This is a genomic window from Bacillus sp. SJZ110 (assembly GCF_006715455.1).
GTDB classification, from domain to species: Bacteria; Bacillota; Bacilli; order Bacillales; family Bacillaceae; genus Bacillus; species Bacillus subtilis.
The window spans coordinates 39,548-53,738 of the sequence record NZ_VFNF01000005.1; the positions used below are offsets into that span (position 1 = coordinate 39,548).

Consider the following 14,191-nt stretch of genomic DNA (forward strand, 5'->3'; position numbering starts at 1 on the left):
CTCCTTTCTTTTATGATCCGACAGCTGTGTGGTTTTTCAATCCGCTCATATTCGACTGGAAAACCAATTGACGGTTGACTGCGTTCAAATAGGCTTTCGCTGATGCTTCTAATACGTCTTGCGCTATGCCCCGCCCTGCTGATTCTTTTCCGTTCACCAAAACTCTTACATACACCTGGGCAAATGCATCTTCGCCTTTTCTGTTAGACTGAATGCGGTAGTCTAAGAGCTCCACGTCCTTATCGATGCAGCGCTCAAGCGTATTGTAGATTGCTTCCACACTTCCAGCTCCAGTTGCAGCTTCCTGAATAAGCTCTGCGTTTTCTTGATTTTTCAACGAAAGAGTAGCCGTAGGGACCTGACTTGTTCCGTAATGTACTTGCAGAGAAAGAAATTCATACCCAATCTTGCGATCTGTTACTTTTTCTTCTAAAATAAGAGAAACAAGATCCTCATCAGTGATTTCTTTTTTCTTCTCAGTCAACTCTTTGAACATCGTAAAGAATTTATTAATCTCTTCACTGTCAAATTGGAATCCTAAAGCAGTCAGCCGGTCTTTAAATGCGTGGCGTCCGGAATGTTTACCTAGGACAAGCGCATCTGCGGTTACGCCGACAAGCTCCGGTGAAATAATTTCATAAGTCGATTTTTCCTTTAAAAAGCCGTCCTGATGGATGCCTGATTCATGAGCAAATGCATTATCTCCAACAACCGCTTTGTTGCGCGGGACAGCCATGCCTGTCAGTTTGCTTACTAAATCACTTGTTCTCTTAATCTCGTTCAGTGTAATGCCTGTTTCGACTTGGTAGAAATCTTTTCTGGTATGGAGGGCTACGGCAATTTCCTCTAATGCCGCGTTTCCGGCTCTTTCACCGATCCCGTTCACAGCGCATTCGATTTGATCAGCGCCATTTTCAATCGCAGCAAGAGAGTTTGCGACTGCCATTCCTAAATCATCATGACAGTGGGCTGAAAGCTTTGCTTTGTGAATGTTCGGAACGTTTTCCTTCATATATCTAAAGATATTTCCGTATTCCGCCGGAGCCAGGTAGCCGACAGTGTCCGGAAGATTGATAACACTGGCGCCTGCGTCAATCACTTTTTCGACGATTTCTGCTAGAAACGGCAGTTCAGTGCGGCAGGCATCTTCAGCTGACCATTGCACAATCGGAAAACGTTCTTTTGCGTATTTCACCATTTCAACCGCTCTTTCAATGACTTGCTCACGTGTCATTTTCAGCTTGTGCTTCAAATGAATGTCCGATGTGGCGATAAAAACATGAATTCTCGGGTGAGAACCTTCTTTTAACGCTTCCCAAGCAGCATCAATATCACCTTTTACACAACGGGCCAGACCAGTTACTGAACAATTTTTAATGGTTCTTGCGATTTCCTGAACAGCTAAAAAGTCACCTCGGGACGAAGCGGGAAATCCCGCTTCAATGATATCTGCCCCGAGTCTTTCGAGCTGCTTAGCTATGGCAAGTTTCTCCTGTGTATTCAAGTTCACTCCAGGGGACTGTTCACCATCACGAAGCGTCGTATCGAAAAAATTAATTTTGCGCAACGGAGACCACCGCTTCCTTCTTCTTGCCTTGTTTCACAAACGGCATCATTTCACGAAGCTTTCTTCCCACTACTTCGATTTGATGTTCGTTCTCGCTTGCATTGATAGCGTTGAAACGAGGACGGTTTACTTGGTTTTCGACGATCCACTCTTTTGCGAATGTACCGTTTTGGATATCTTTTAATACTTCTTTCATAGATTCTTTTACTTTAGCGTCCACAACGCGAGGACCTGATACGAAATCTCCCCACTGTGCTGTGTCAGAGATTGAATATCTCATTCCTGCAAGTCCTTCTTCGTACATAAGGTCTACGATTAATTTCAGCTCATGAAGGCACTCGAAGTATGCAAGTTCAGGCTGATAACCTGCTTCAGTTAATGTTTCAAATCCGGCTTTGACAAGCGCGCTTAATCCGCCGCAAAGAACTGCTTGCTCACCGAACAAATCTGTTTCTGTTTCTTCTTTAAATGTCGTTTCTAATACGCCCGCTCTTGCGCCGCCGATTCCTTTTGCATATGCGAGGGCTTTGTCTCTTGCTTCTCCAGTCACATCTTGATAGATTGCGAACAATGCAGGTACGCCAGCTCCTTGCTCATATGTTCTTCTTACCAAGTGTCCCGGTCCTTTAGGCGCCACTAAGAATACATCTACATCCGCCGGAGGAACAATTTGATGGAAATGCACGTTAAATCCATGAGCAAATACTAATGATTTTCCTGCTGTCAATTCATCTTTGATTTCAGCTTCGTAAACTTTTTGCTGCTGCTCATCCGGAAGCAGAACCATGATGATTTCGGCTTGGGCTGCCGCTTCTTTTACTGAAAATACTTTATGTCCGTCTTCTTGGGCTTGAGTGAAAGATTTTCCTTGTCTAACACCGACGATCACGTCTACTCCGCTTTCTTTAAGGTTCAGGGCATGTGCGTGGCCTTGCGAACCGTACCCGATAACCGCTACTGTTTTTCCAGCCAATACGTTCTCTTTGATATCACCGTTATAATATACTTTTACCATTTTAATCTCTCCCTTGTTATGTTTTATACAATAGATATTGTTTTATTGGATGACGCCTTTTGCTGGGTTCCCCTCGCAAAAGCCGTTGTACCTGTTCTCGCGATTTCTTTAATGCCATAAGGTTTTAATAACTCAATAAGCGCTTCAATTTTGTTAGATTCACCCGTCACCTGAACAACGATGCTGTCTCTGCTGACATCAACGACAGAGGCTCTAAACGGTTCTATGATTCCATTAATCTCTGTTCTCGTTGAAGGCGCGGAGACAACCTTGATTAAGGCCAGCTCCCTCTGGACAATCGATTGATTTGTGATGTCTGTGACTTTCAGCACATCAATCTGTTTGTTGAGCTGTTTCGTTAACTGTTCAACATCATTTTCTCCTTCAACATGAACGACGAAGGTGATTCTGGAAACGCCGGCTGTTTCTGTGTGTCCAACTGTAATGCTTTCAATGTTGTAATGCCTTTTTGTGAATAGACCGGTGATCCGGTTTAACACCCCGGAGCGGTTCACCACAGTCAATGTGATAATTCTTTTCAAGGTTTCACCCCCACCATTTCATGCAGCCCTTTCCCCGGAGCCACCATCGGGAATACTTTTTCTTCGCTGGCAACCCGCACGTCAATGACAACAGGTTCCCTTGATGTTAATGCCTCTTCCAGCTTTTCCTTTGCTTCCGCTTCTGATGAAATTCTGATGCCTTTAATGCCGTATGCTTCGGACAATTTAACGAAGTCAGGCTGAGAAGCGAATTTAGATTCTGAATAACGTTCTTCATAGAAAATTTCCTGCCACTGTCTGACCATTCCGAGACAAGCGTTATTTAAAATCACTACCTTGACCGGAAGATTTAATTCGCGAATAACATCGAGTTCTTGAAGCGTCATTTGGAATCCGCCGTCTCCGACAACCGCGACAACAGTAGCATCTTTTTCGGCCAGCTGTGCGCCGATCGCCGCCGGAAGACCGAATCCCATCGTTCCAAGTCCGCCTGACGTGACCCATTTATCTGCTTTTTGGAACGGATAAAATTGCGCTGACCACATTTGATGCTGGCCTACATCCGTTGCGACAATGGCCTCTCCTTTTGTAAATTGATGAATATATTCAATCAATTTCTGAGGTTTAAAACCTTCTTCTTCATTATCTACATACCAGAGCGGATACTCTTCTTTCCATTCGGCGAGCTGTTTTTTCCATTCGCTTGAATCGCTTTGTTTGCCGTCTTGTTTGATCAGCTCCTGCAGGACAATTTTGCTGTCTCCGACTACAGGAATCTGTGTTTTCATGATTTTTCCGATTTCAGCTGGATCAATATCGATGTGAGCAATCTTTGCGTTTCTGGCAAAGTGTTTCAGGTTTCCTGTGACACGGTCATCAAAACGGGCGCCGATACTGATTAATAGATCACATTCATGAAGGGCCATATTGGCTGTATAAGTACCGTGCATCCCCGCCATCCCTAGGAAAAGCGGATGGTCAGCCGGGAAGCCTCCGAGTCCCAAAAGGGTGTGTGCCACAGGGATTTGCTGCTGTTCAGCATAATTTTTTAATTCTTCTGACGCTTTTCCGTGCAGTACGCCCGCACCCGCCAGGATCACCGGTTTTTTCGCACTGCTCACGGCTTCCACAAGCTTGCGGATCTGCAAATAATTCGGCTCTGTTGTCGGCTGGTATCCCGGGAGATTCATCTCATGATCGTAGCTGAATTCTCCTTCAATTGTTGCTACATCTTTCGGAATATCAATCAATACAGGTCCGGGTCTTCCAGTTGTTGCAATATGGAACGCTTCTTTAATGATGCGCGGCAGATCTTCCGGCTGGCGAACCTGGTAGCTGTGTTTTGTTACTGGCATCGTAATCCCTAAAATGTCTGCTTCCTGAAATGCATCGCTCCCGATTACAGAGGTTGCTACCTGCCCTGTAAAGACAACTAACGGCAATGAATCAATCATGGCATCAGCAAGGCCTGTAACAAGGTTTGTCGCTCCCGGCCCTGACGTGGCAATGACGACACCCGGTTTTCCGGAGACTCTTGCGTATCCCTCCGCTGCATGAATTGCTCCTTGTTCGTGACGGGGAAGGATATGTACCAACCCTGAATTGTATAGCTTATCGTAAATCGGAAGCACAGCCCCGCCCGGATAACCGAAGATCATTTCTACTTTCTCTTTTTTTAATGATTCAATCAGCATTAATGCTCCGCTCATCGTCTGTGTACATTTGGCAGATGCTGAATCCACCTGTACATTAGTCCCCATTTTAGTTCCTCCTTTTGGATTTTCATCCTTTAAAGATCATCTTTTCATTAGCTAGATAGCTGATTATTCAATAAAAAAAGCCCTTCCGCCCACAATCAGCCGCGCAGTAACTGCGATAGCTAAAAGGGGCGAAAAGGCTTTTCTTTCCGCGGTACCACCCTTGTTTACGGCCTTAGTTGGCCGTCTCATGGATATTTCTATCCGCTTTAGTAACGAGTGAATCAAGTTCACCCGGCCAAGTCCTACTGTCATTTCAGACTGGCACTCTGAGGCGAGTTCACCTTGTAAAGCTTCGCCGGTTCTCAGCTAACCCGGTTCTCTGTGGAAAGCTTTTTCAAGGCTACTTATCCTCATCTGCGCTTTTCATATTCAGCCTTCGGAACGGCTTTCCAGCTGTTCAAGAAGGTCGTTTGTTTTTCATTTTTTTAGAATCATACTGCGATGATTTTCGCTTGTGAAGCTTGCGTTTATCTTTTGTTGAACTCATATTACGCCGCTTTGGACGCAGTGTCAACAGCATTTTTTAAAATTATTAGACAATTTTGATTAATCAATCTATATTGTATACGCTTTCATTATTGGTACAAAAGGAATTGCAAATGTTAAAAGTTTTTATAATTTTTTTATTAATCTATCAAGAATAAACCAGAATTATTTAATTTTATATAAACATGTAAGATTTTATAACACGCTATGGTTCGTATATGGATTGAGTCTGACAGATCATCTGCAATCCATTTCAATTTCGGATAGGCACCCCTATTATTCCCCGGCATACATTAATGGTATCTTGCAAAGAAAAGGTGATACGATGAATAAATCATTAGCAGACATGCAAGGATTCCCTGCAGGCTTTCCAAGCTTCCCGAGCTTTCCGCAGCATCATTATCCTGCTGTCCCTTCCTTTTACCAGCAAAGCCATCAGCCATTTGGAGGCTACGGATACGGACAGCCGTTCAGCCAGGCATATAGCTCGTTAACCACTCCCTCTGCTATGTACTCCTCTTATCCATACACTTCAGATTTTTTCGGGCAGCAATTTTCAGGCACTGGCTTCAGCGGCCATAGCGGCGGGTTCAGTATTCCGGCGACACATGTCGGCGGTTTTAGCGGAACAGCCGGTGTGCATGGAGGCTTTAGATATTAAAGAAAACTGCAAGGGCCGAACACGATTTCGGCCTCTTTTTTTGCTTTCAAGCATCTTTTGCAACTCATACATTTCTTCAAAACTGACAGATTTTCTGCCTTTATAGTTGGGTTCAGGAGGAAATATGATTAAGATGAATGTTTGAGGAGGTATAAAATTGCATATAAAAATAGACGATTTAACTGAACGTCAGGTGGTCTCACTTGTAAATGAGCATTTACATAGCATGACGCTTATGTCCCCACCAGAAAGCATTCATGCCTTAGGTTTAGAGAAACTAAGAGGCCCTGGAATAACATTTTGGAGTGCATGGGAGGGTGATGAACTAGCCGGTTGCGGAGCACTAAAAGAACTGGACAGCCGGCACGGAGAAATCAAATCAATGCGAACATCTGCATCACATTTAAGAAAAGGCGTTGCCAAACAAGTTCTCCAGCATATCATTGAAGAAGCTGGAAAGCGAGGCTATGAGCGGTTAAGCTTAGAAACGGGTTCAATGGCTTCATTTGAGCCGGCAAGAAAGTTGTATGAAAGCTTCGGTTTTCAGTACTGTGAACCGTTTGCAGACTATGTTGAAGATCCAAACAGTGTGTTTATGACGAAGGAATTGTGAGACGGCTTTATAAGGATAGATAAGTACAGAGGAAGGTCTGTCTTATCTATCTTTTTTTATATTCACACATTTTTCACCTTTATGATACACGCCAATGTTTTCAATTTTGTTTAATTCAAAGAACAGCGGGAATTACAAACGACATGAACGATATCATGCAAATTCATAAAGGAGGAGATTGATATGAAAAGCATAGTTGGTGTATACGATACCCCGCAGGAAACCATCGCAGCGATTGAAGGCTTACTCACAAAAGGCTATGATTCTGATGACATTTCTGTTGTGACAAGCCGGCGAGATACAGATTATTTGGAGTCACGTACAGGAACAGAAGTCAATCAAGCCATCGATGCACATCAGGACGAATCTGAATCTTTTTTCGATAAACTGAAAGATTATTTCACAATGGATGATACTGCTACACACAGCAAAGCATTATCCGACTTGGATATTAAAACTGATGAAATAGACAAGTATCAAGAAGATTTGGATGACGGAAAACTTCTGGTAGCCGTTGATACAGATGCAGATGTAATTGCTCCTATTGATAACGGCAATGCCCTTTCAGGCGGCTTTTCAAGCACAAATGAATTGGATTATACAACGAAAGAAGAAAAAACGATGCCGCTCCGGGAAGAACAGCTGAAAGTCGATAAGGAAGACGTTCAAACCGGCGAAGTAGAAATAGGAAAAGAAGTGAAAACAGAAAAAAGAGATATGGACATCCCGGTGAGACACGATGAAATTTATGTCGAACGCCGTCCAGTGGATGAAAATAAAACGGACGCTGCTCCCGTCAACGATTCGGAAGAGATCAGAGTTCCAATCGTTGAGGAAAAGCTTGAAGTGACTAAAAAACCGGTTGTCACTGATGAAGTGGTTGTCGGCAAACGCACTGTTGAAGAAAATGAACATATTTCTGAAACTGTGAAAAAAGAAGAACCTCGTCTGAATAAAGAAGGAAAAGTTGACGGCTTGGATGATGATACGTTAAATAACAAATAAAAATCATAAGACGACAACAAAAAACCTCAAATCCTAAATGGATTTGAGGTTTTTCTTTTGGTACGTCCCAGGAGAGATTCGAACTCCCGACCGACGGCTTAGAAGGCCGTTGCTCTATCCAGCTGAGCTACTGGGACACGTTTTGTTTTTTGTTTTTCGCTTTAACTATCAGCGACAAGATTTATTATATATGGGATGCAATAATAAGTCAACGGTTTTTTAGAATTTTTTTCATGAGGAAGAAAATTTTCTTCCTCATGACATTTTCATAGTGTGACTCGATTTTGCAGATCCTCAATTTCATTGCCTGCTTGGTCGTAAAAACGGACTGACGCAGCATCATTTTCTAATGTCAGTATAGCATAGCTTTCTGTCCTGCGCACCCTCGGAAGCCGGATGCTGCCTGGGTTAATCATCAGTTTTCCGCGCAGCACTTCGCTGCCCGCGATGTGCGAATGCCCGAAGCAGATAACATCCGCTCCGAGCTCCTCTGCACGATAGTATACGTTTAACAAGGTCTGTTTTATACCGTGAAGGTGGCCGTGTGTGACCAGTATTTTTCTTGAGCCGGCAGTCAGAAGAAGCTCGTCCTTAAAATCGCCGGCAAAATCGCAATTGCCTTTTACAACCGCATAAGGCTCCAATGCAGGATGCCTCGTTTCAAGCTCAGAGTCCCCGCAATGAATCATGAGATCAACTTCTGCCTCATGCCGTTTCGCAATGGTTTGGAGTTCTTCTTCAAGCCCATGGCTGTCACTGATAATCAGCACGTTCATGTACAAGCTTCCTCCTTATGCCTCCAAAAGCTTAGACAGCTTTTTAAGCGCGTCAGCCCTATGGCTGATTTTATTTTTTTCATCACTTGTCAGTTCAGCCATTGTCTTATCTTTATCTTTCACGATAAAAATTGGGTCATAGCCAAAGCCATATTCTCCTCTCGGTTCTTCAGCAATATACCCTTCAACATGGCCTTCGACTGTTTTTGTTCCCTCTCCGGGAATACTCACGGCCAGTGCGCAGCGGAAACGGGCGGTGCGCTGTTCTTTTTCGATACCTTTCAGCTCGCTGAGCACTTTTTCGATATTTGCCTGGTCGTCTTTCTGTTCCCCTGCATAGCGGGCTGAATAAACCCCGGGTCTGCCGCCAAGATTATCGATGGATAGACCGGAGTCGTCCGCAATCACCATTTTGTTCACTGCTTTGGCAACAGCTTCCGCTTTCAGAATGGCATTTTCTTCAAATGTATGGCCTGTTTCTTCAATTTCTTCTGTGAATCCAATTTCAGCTAAAGATTTGACATCATAGCCTCTTGGCTCAAGAATTTCTTTGAATTCCTTCACTTTTCCCGGATTATGTGTTGCAATAATTGCTTCTTTCATGATGATCAAGCCTTTCTGTCTTTATTTCAGTTCTGGCAGAGAATCACCCAGCACTTCTTTTTGCTTGTCAATCAGCTCTTGAATTCCTTTTTCTGCAAGACCCAGAAGACCGTTCAGATCCTCTCTTGAAAAAGTCGCCTCTTCCCCGGTTCCCTGCAGTTCCACAAAACGGCCGCTGCCTGTCATGATGACATTCATGTCAACTTCAGCGGAGGAATCTTCTTCATAATTTAAATCTAACAAAATTCCCTGTTCCTTATCAATTCCAACAGAGATCGCAGCAAGAAAATCAGTGATCGGATTTGTCTTGATTGTTCCTGCTTTGATCAGCTTGCCAATCGCAATCGCCATAGCAAGAAATGCGCCTGTAATGGAAGCTGTTCTAGTTCCTCCATCAGCTTGAATGACATCACAGTCAATCCAAATCGTCCGTTCACCGAGCTTTTCCAGATCTACAACAGCTCGAAGCGCGCGGCCGATCAGGCGTTGGATCTCCATTGTTCTGCCGGAAATTTTCCCCTTAGAAGATTCTCTGATTGTTCTTTGGTTTGTTGCCCGCGGCAGCATGCTGTACTCTGCTGTAATCCAGCCTTTCCCTCCGCCCCGCAAAAACGGCGGTACGCGGTCCTCAACAGACGCGTTGCAGATTACCTTTGTATTCCCTGCTGTTATTAGAACAGAACCTTCCGGATGGCTGATAAAATCCAAATCGAATGTGATTGGACGCAGCTCATCGTGTTGTCTTCCGTCATGTCTCATGTTTTACCTCCGATTGTATGTACATAAACCATTTTTGTCCCGGAATTGAATAAAGAAAGAGGCAGCCGGAACGCTAACCTCTTTCTTTCTAGTATATCAAAAATCCCAATTTAAAAACTACCCGTATTCACTTGAGATGGTCTGGAGACCGGTTCTGTGAGCTTTTCGCCTTTTTCATTTACCAGCTCTGATTTTCCGTTCACTTTAACAGACACGCCTTTTATATCCGGCTGCTCCGTTAACGTGAGCACAATGCTGTTCAGCACTTCTGAAGAAATCATTTTCGTCTTCTCATCGGCGCTGCCGAATATAGATTGATTGAAATCCAACGTCACGCGCCCGTCTTTGATTTTCGGTTTGCTGACCAGCTTTACATCTTCACTGAAGTCTGTTAACAGCCCGCTCACCTTGCTTGGGCCTTTAGCCAATTCATTAATGGCTGCTGTGATGTCGTCTTTTTCCGAATTGTCGATTCGTTTGGTCACCGGCACGTAGTATTCACTGTCTTCATTTTCCGCCAAATAGTAGACTGTCAGCGGATGGGTAGCAGTGAGATCATTTACACCGGCTGTTTCCAAATTAATGCCGTCTTTGCGGCTTAAATCATCTGAGATCGGCGTCCCTCCTACAGGCATCTCCTTCAGTTCATGCCCGTTTATTCTCAGCTTCACTTTATCTATCGAACTAAATTGCGTCAGCGTCCACGTCACAGATTGAACGATTTTCTGTTCGTCTTCTTTCTTATAATTTTTGAACTCATTAGAGAAATCAGCTATCGCGGTTCCATCTTTTTTGATGTCAACGTTAACGGTGGTGTCAGCCGGCAATACAGCTCTGAAGCCATTCGGAAGAATTTCAGACACAGGCCCGCCCTGTACGAGGTATTCAAGCGCCTGCTTAGCCGTACTCTCACTTTTAGGGAGAGGCAGCGTTTGCGCAACAACATATCCGTTTTTATCAATGAGATAAAGCTCCCTCATAACAGTAGATGAGGCTTGATCCGCTTTTGCGGTATCGCTTTTTTCACTTTCTGTTTTTTTGGCTGCTGTTGTATTTGAATTGGCACCCGCTTCATCGTTCACGAATGTAACGTCTTGAGGCGGATCAATTTCCTCGGCTGCCTTATCAGATTGAAACAAACCGCATCCGGATAAAAGCAAGGCAGAGGTGAGACAAGTGGCACCAATGACTGCAGGTCCTTTTTTCAGCATACTTTTCCCTCCTAAGGATGTTTGTACTATTATGTATACGAGCCTCTTTAGGAAATAGACCGAAGAATTCCGGCAAAACAGAAAAAAACCCGCAACATACCGTTGCGGGGAAAACTATCTTCTAATCGGTTCTTGCAGGGAGATGCATTCCACATGACCTACCTCATGCCCAAACCAATCGTCTGCGATTTTCGCAAACTGATCACGCGCTCCTGTTGTCAAGAACTGATGATCCGGGGCATTCGCAGACTGGTTCAGCAACCCTTTATACGAGAGAATCGTGCTGACTTCCCGGGCTGTTTCATCGCCGGACGAAATAATGTTAACGTGTTCTCCCATATATCTTTGAATGGCTTCTTTCAAAATGGGATAGTGGGTGCAGCCTAAAATCAGCGAATCAATCGATGTATCTTTTAACGGATACAGCGAGGTTTTGACAATCTCGTCTGCTGTTTTATCGAGAAACTTCCCGCTTTCCACAAAAGGCACAAGCAGCGGGCAGGCAAGGTTTTCAACCTTCAGATCAGGATTTAATGCCAAAAGCGCCTCTTCGTACGCATTGCTCTTAATCGTATTCTCTGTGCCGATGACACCGATATGCTGATTATCCGTCACTTTTATCGCTGCTCTCGCACCAGGCTGAATCACTCCGACCACCGGTATACCGACGCTTCGCTGGATGTCATCCAATGCGATCGCTGTTGCTGTATTACAGGCGATCACCAGCATTTTGATGTGGTGGTTTTCGAGTAAATAATTCGTCAGCTCCCACGTATATTGAAGCACCTCTTCTTCAGGGCGCGGCCCATAAGGACACCGTTTCGTATCCCCAACGTAGATAATATTTTCTTTAGGTAGCTGTCTCATGATTTCCTTCGCAACGGTTAAACCGCCAACCCCGGAATCAATGACTCCTATTGGTTGTTCCAACAAAATCGCCTCATTTTCTCTTCATTTCATGCTGCAGTTTCATCAAAGATTTTTCGAAGATGGCTATTTCTTCATCTGTAAACGATTCGAACATATCACGCAGATATTCCTGTCTTTTTGTAATGACCTCTTGGATAATCCGTTCTCCTTCAGGCAGCAGATGTATCCGGACAACACGTCTGTCCGCCGGGTCCTTGACCCGCTCAACAAGCTCATTTTTTTGCATGCGGTCGATTAGGTCTGTTGTCGTGCTGCATGCCAGATACATTTTGCCCGATAATTCACCGATTGTCATATCTCCTAATTCATAAAGCCATTGCAAGCCGACAAATTGCGGCGGCGTAATCGCATATTGGTTAAGGATTTCTCGTCCTTTTTGCTTAATGATCGCGGCAATGTGGCGGAGTGACTTTTCAATATCCGCAACATGCTCCAAAGGTTTTGATGTCATTTGTCCATCCCTCACTCAAGGATCTCTTACGCACAAAAGCGTTCCGTGTCTATTTTCCTTCTTTTTTGAAGAAAATGCAAGACTCGCAGGAGAGAAATAGAGGACTTTAGTCAAACAACATCAAGAAATAAAATTTAATTTATGACTTGCCTACGTTTTGCACAGCATTCCAAATATGGTTTCGAATGTTCCAAACAAACAGCAATAACCGGCTCCTTCCAAAAGAAGGAATACCGGCAAGGATTAAAGCTCTAGCTCACCCATTCTAAGAAGCTCAACAACGGCTTGCGAACGCCCTTTCACACCCAATTTCTGCATGGCATTTGAAATATGGTTTCGAACGGTTTTCTCACTGATAAATAGCTCGCTTGCAATCTCCTTTGTTGTCTTATCTTGAACGAGCAATTCGAACACTTCTCTTTCTCTTTTCGTTAGCAGCGGCTTCGATTGAAATTCTTTCTCCTTCAAGTATTGTAACCCTCCTTGCTAAGGTGAGAGCGAATCAGAAACGAATGGGTTTTGATATAGTCGAGATATCATATGTAAGAAGGGCGCAGGAGGTGACGTTTACAAGATAATTAGTTTATCGTGTATGAAGGAGCGTTTCTTTCTCCTCATCTGTCCAGCTGACAGCCTTGCCGCTTTCCTTTGAGACTTGAACCATCACGACTGCCCCGGTGAAGCAGGGTTCGCCTTCGAGGTTCTCTCCGAGATAGTGCAAGGTAAGAGATGAACTGCCGACTGCGCTTGTTTTCACATAGATGCGCAACTCTTCATAAGGCATGACTTGGCGCAAATAATCGCATTGCTGGCTTGCCACGACTGTCATGGTCTGTTTGTTTTCACTCATCATATTCAGCTGTTTAAAATAAGAAATCCGCGCCTCCTCAAAATATATAAAAGGGGTTACATTATTCATATGCCCAAACATGTCTGTCTCGGAAAATCTTACGGATACCTCATTGAAAAAAGAAAAGGATGTTTTCCATTCTTGAAACGGCATATCAATATAAGCGGGAAGCTTCATCTTTTTTCATCTCCTTATTGTTTAAAAAAACCTCTCCCATGCGGAAGAGGTTTTTTCTTCTTATACTCTGTCGCTTCCGAAGAAATTGCGGAACGCTTGTAAGTTTGTATCTCTATTCAAGGCTGCAATCGAAGTGGTAAGCGGAATCCCCTTCGGACAGGATTGAACACAGTTTTGCGAGTTACCGCAATCTTGAAGGCCGCCTTCATCCATTAATGCTTCTAATCGTTCAGATTTATTCATAGCGCCTGTCGGATGCGCGTTAAACAGGCGGACTTGCGACATCGGTGCAGGCCCCATGAACTTCGATTTGCTGTTCACATTCGGGCAAGCTTCGAGGCAGACGCCGCATGTCATGCATTTTGATAATTCATATGCCCATTGACGGCGTTTTTCCGGCATTCTCGGCCCCGGTCCTAAATCGTACGTACCGTCAATCGGTATCCACGCTTTAACTTTTTTCAATGAATCAAACATTCTGCTGCGATCAACCTGCAAATCACGAACGACTGGGAATGTTTTCATTGGTTTTAAACGGATCGGCTGTTCAAGCTGGTCGATAAGCGCCGTGCAAGACTGGCGGGGTTTTCCGTTTATGACCATTGAACATGCGCCGCATACTTCCTCAAGACAGTTCATATCCCATGTGACAGGGGTTGTCTTCTCACCTTTGACATTAACCGGATTCCGGCGGATTTCCATCAGAGCGGAAATGACGTTCAGATTCGGGCGGTATGGAATCTCAAATTCTTCATCGTAAGGCGTGCTGTCGGCTGTATCTTGACGTGTGATAATAAATCGTATGGTTTTTTGTTCACTCATGA

General features: G+C 44.1%; 16 protein-coding genes, 1 tRNA gene and 1 other annotated feature. Of the genes, 3 read left to right on the forward strand and 14 right to left on the reverse strand.

Translation table 11 applies throughout. The annotated features are described in order from the left end of the window. Positions 1-10: 10 nt before the first annotated feature. The 4 genes from FB592_RS14920 to ilvB are packed head-to-tail and all read right to left on the reverse strand — an operon-like array spanning position 11 to position 4,845. Positions 11-1,567 carry a 2-isopropylmalate synthase gene (locus FB592_RS14920; protein WP_032726332.1) on the reverse strand — a complete coding sequence of 519 codons (1,557 nt, stop codon included), beginning with the start codon at positions 1,565-1,567 and terminating at the stop codon, positions 11-13. Continuing rightward, entirely contained in the window at positions 1,554-2,582 is a 1,029-nt protein-coding gene (gene ilvC / locus FB592_RS14925; RefSeq protein WP_003222549.1) for a ketol-acid reductoisomerase, read from the reverse strand. Before ilvC ends, FB592_RS14920 begins: the two co-directional genes overlap by 14 nt. A gap of 23 nt (positions 2,583-2,605) precedes the next feature. After that, the gene (gene ilvN, locus FB592_RS14930; protein ID WP_004399096.1) at positions 2,606-3,124 is read right to left on the reverse strand and encodes an acetolactate synthase small subunit; all 519 of its coding nucleotides are present in this window, start codon (positions 3,122-3,124) and stop codon (positions 2,606-2,608) included. After that, entirely contained in the window at positions 3,121-4,845 is a 1,725-nt protein-coding gene (gene ilvB / locus FB592_RS14935) for an acetolactate synthase large subunit (protein WP_015251528.1), read from the reverse strand. The genes ilvN and ilvB overlap by 4 nt, the downstream gene beginning before the upstream one ends. Before the next feature lie 121 nt (positions 4,846-4,966). Further along, positions 4,967-5,211 (reverse strand) — a binding site (T-box leader). Between the two features lie 445 nt (positions 5,212-5,656). On the opposite strand from ilvB, the gene cotQ reads away from it, so the two are divergent. The 3 genes from cotQ to FB592_RS14955 all read left to right on the forward strand — a co-directional run bounded on the left by cotQ (position 5,657) and on the right by FB592_RS14955 (position 7,610). Continuing rightward, entirely contained in the window at positions 5,657-5,992 is a 336-nt protein-coding gene (cotQ, locus tag FB592_RS14945; protein WP_141949725.1) for an inner spore coat protein CotQ, read from the forward strand. Between the two features lie 157 nt (positions 5,993-6,149). Next, positions 6,150-6,605, forward strand: a complete 456-nt coding sequence (locus tag FB592_RS14950) for a GNAT family N-acetyltransferase (RefSeq protein WP_021480259.1) — start codon at positions 6,150-6,152, stop codon at positions 6,603-6,605. 183 nt (positions 6,606-6,788) lie between these two features. After that, entirely contained in the window at positions 6,789-7,610 is an 822-nt protein-coding gene (locus FB592_RS14955) for a YsnF/AvaK domain-containing protein (protein WP_021480260.1), read from the forward strand. 63 nt (positions 7,611-7,673) lie between these two features. On the opposite strand, the gene FB592_RS14960 is transcribed toward FB592_RS14955, so the two are convergent. The 10 genes from FB592_RS14960 to sdhB all read right to left on the reverse strand — a co-directional run bounded on the left by FB592_RS14960 (position 7,674) and on the right by sdhB (position 14,189). Next, positions 7,674-7,747: transfer RNA gene (locus tag FB592_RS14960), tRNA-Arg, on the reverse strand. 129 nt (positions 7,748-7,876) lie between these two features. Beyond that, positions 7,877-8,386 (reverse strand): metallophosphoesterase, encoded by a 510-nt coding sequence (locus FB592_RS14965; protein WP_017697219.1) that lies wholly within the window; start codon positions 8,384-8,386, stop codon positions 7,877-7,879. A 15-nt stretch (positions 8,387-8,401) separates the two neighbouring features. Further along, on the reverse strand, positions 8,402-8,998 hold the full coding sequence (locus FB592_RS14970) for an XTP/dITP diphosphatase (protein WP_077671535.1): 597 nt from the start codon (positions 8,996-8,998) through the stop codon (positions 8,402-8,404). 12 nt (positions 8,999-9,010) lie between these two features. Beyond that, positions 9,011-9,748 carry a ribonuclease PH gene (gene rph, locus FB592_RS14975; protein WP_003246039.1) on the reverse strand — a complete coding sequence of 246 codons (738 nt, stop codon included), beginning with the start codon at positions 9,746-9,748 and terminating at the stop codon, positions 9,011-9,013. A 110-nt stretch (positions 9,749-9,858) separates the two neighbouring features. Continuing rightward, positions 9,859-10,959: a spore germination protein GerM gene (gene gerM / locus FB592_RS14980; RefSeq protein ID WP_021480263.1), complete on the reverse strand. Its 1,101-nt coding sequence runs from the start codon at positions 10,957-10,959 to the stop codon at positions 9,859-9,861. Between the two features lie 114 nt (positions 10,960-11,073). Next, positions 11,074-11,892 carry a glutamate racemase gene (racE, locus tag FB592_RS14985; protein WP_015251521.1) on the reverse strand — a complete coding sequence of 273 codons (819 nt, stop codon included), beginning with the start codon at positions 11,890-11,892 and terminating at the stop codon, positions 11,074-11,076. A gap of 7 nt (positions 11,893-11,899) precedes the next feature. Then, positions 11,900-12,340 (reverse strand): MarR family winged helix-turn-helix transcriptional regulator, encoded by a 441-nt coding sequence (locus FB592_RS14990; RefSeq protein ID WP_003229573.1) that lies wholly within the window; start codon positions 12,338-12,340, stop codon positions 11,900-11,902. Positions 12,341-12,583: 243 nt separating this feature from the next. Then, positions 12,584-12,808: a spore germination transcription factor GerE gene (gerE, locus tag FB592_RS14995; protein WP_003184172.1), complete on the reverse strand. Its 225-nt coding sequence runs from the start codon at positions 12,806-12,808 to the stop codon at positions 12,584-12,586. A 115-nt stretch (positions 12,809-12,923) separates the two neighbouring features. Then, on the reverse strand, positions 12,924-13,367 hold the full coding sequence (locus tag FB592_RS15000; protein ID WP_077671534.1) for an acyl-CoA thioesterase: 444 nt from the start codon (positions 13,365-13,367) through the stop codon (positions 12,924-12,926). A 60-nt stretch (positions 13,368-13,427) separates the two neighbouring features. Beyond that, entirely contained in the window at positions 13,428-14,189 is a 762-nt protein-coding gene (sdhB, locus tag FB592_RS15005; RefSeq protein ID WP_014477584.1) for a succinate dehydrogenase iron-sulfur subunit, read from the reverse strand. Positions 14,190-14,191: the final 2 nt, after the last annotated feature.

Bases quoted from the DNA above. Each gene is read 5' to 3' on its own strand.
- ilvC (WP_003222549.1), bottom strand. From the start codon at position 2,582: ATGGTAAAAGTATATTATAACGGTGATATCAAAGAGAACGTATTGGCT.
- ilvB (WP_015251528.1), bottom strand. From the start codon at position 4,845: ATGGGGACTAATGTACAGGTGGATTCAGCATCTGCCAAATGTACACAG.
- cotQ (WP_141949725.1), top strand. From the start codon at position 5,657: ATGAATAAATCATTAGCAGACATGCAAGGATTCCCTGCAGGCTTTCCA.
- FB592_RS14955 (WP_021480260.1), top strand. From the start codon at position 6,789: ATGAAAAGCATAGTTGGTGTATACGATACCCCGCAGGAAACCATCGCA.
- FB592_RS14965 (WP_017697219.1), bottom strand. From the start codon at position 8,386: ATGAACGTGCTGATTATCAGTGACAGCCATGGGCTTGAAGAAGAACTC.
- rph (WP_003246039.1), bottom strand. From the start codon at position 9,748: ATGAGACATGACGGAAGACAACACGATGAGCTGCGTCCAATCACATTC.
- gerM (WP_021480263.1), bottom strand. From the start codon at position 10,959: ATGCTGAAAAAAGGACCTGCAGTCATTGGTGCCACTTGTCTCACCTCT.
- FB592_RS14990 (WP_003229573.1), bottom strand. From the start codon at position 12,340: ATGACATCAAAACCTTTGGAGCATGTTGCGGATATTGAAAAGTCACTC.
- FB592_RS15000 (WP_077671534.1), bottom strand. From the start codon at position 13,367: ATGAAGCTTCCCGCTTATATTGATATGCCGTTTCAAGAATGGAAAACA.
- sdhB (WP_014477584.1), bottom strand. From the start codon at position 14,189: ATGAGTGAACAAAAAACCATACGATTTATTATCACACGTCAAGATACA.